The organism is Thiolapillus sp. (genome assembly GCF_048562965.1).
Lineage (GTDB): Bacteria > Pseudomonadota > Gammaproteobacteria > Chromatiales > Chromatiaceae > Thiolapillus > Thiolapillus brandeum_A.
Genome location: NZ_JBHNMF010001442.1, coordinates 1 through 625, shown reverse-complemented (window position 1 = coordinate 625; position 625 = coordinate 1). Strand labels below are relative to the sequence as shown.

The 625-nt window shown below is 51.5% G+C and carries 2 protein-coding genes; one reads left to right on the top strand and one right to left on the bottom strand.

Annotated elements, in window-relative coordinates; all coding sequences use genetic code 11:
* A partial coding sequence (locus ACOCD2_RS24825) for a hypothetical protein (protein ID WP_419584904.1) occupies positions 1-180 on the bottom strand: 180 nt, incomplete at its 3' end.
* 47 nt (positions 181-227) lie between these two features.
* Here ACOCD2_RS24825 and ACOCD2_RS24820 point away from each other — a divergent pair.
* Positions 228-625 (top strand): DUF4231 domain-containing protein (locus ACOCD2_RS24820; RefSeq protein WP_293653917.1); only part of this gene is annotated, 398 nt, incomplete at its 3' end.

The window sequence follows — 625 nt, the reverse complement described above, 5'->3', positions numbered from 1 at the left end:
CCAGAGGGGAAGAAAAGTAGGCATCCAAACGTGGCGTCCAGTCATTGGGAGGCAAGTACGGAGCAGCAACGAGCTTGCGAAGTTGTTGCGTAGTGCTTGGTGACCAGGACGGCTGGGGCACCAATAGGTTGTCAAAGGCCGAGTCGATTTTGGGGACTGGGATGTCCCAAACTCTATCACGAGGTCGAAGACACGCTTGATTAAACAGCCAGCCATAGGGCAGAATTATGATGAATCGTCAGGAGAGCCAGCTGGAGACCCAAGAAGGAGAAAGCGCACCAGAATCAGTGGCGGCGACCCCTGCATGGCATCGCCTGGAAGATCAACTCCAGTGGTATGACAACAAGAGTACGCATTGTCAGAAGTGGTATAAGCGCCTGAAATTTACTCAAATTAGCCTGGCAGTACTGATTCCGATACTGAGTCATCTCGATCCGGTATATGCTAAGTGGACTACCTCGGTTGCTGGTGCCCTCATTGCTGTCTTGGAGGGGGGGCAGCAAATGAACCAGTATTCAACTCTTTGGGTTACTTACCGTGCCACAGCAGAGCGTTTAAAGCATGAAAAGTATCTGTTTCTTTCTGTCGCGGGTCCCTATAAAGAGCTGACCGAGTCCGAACGGCT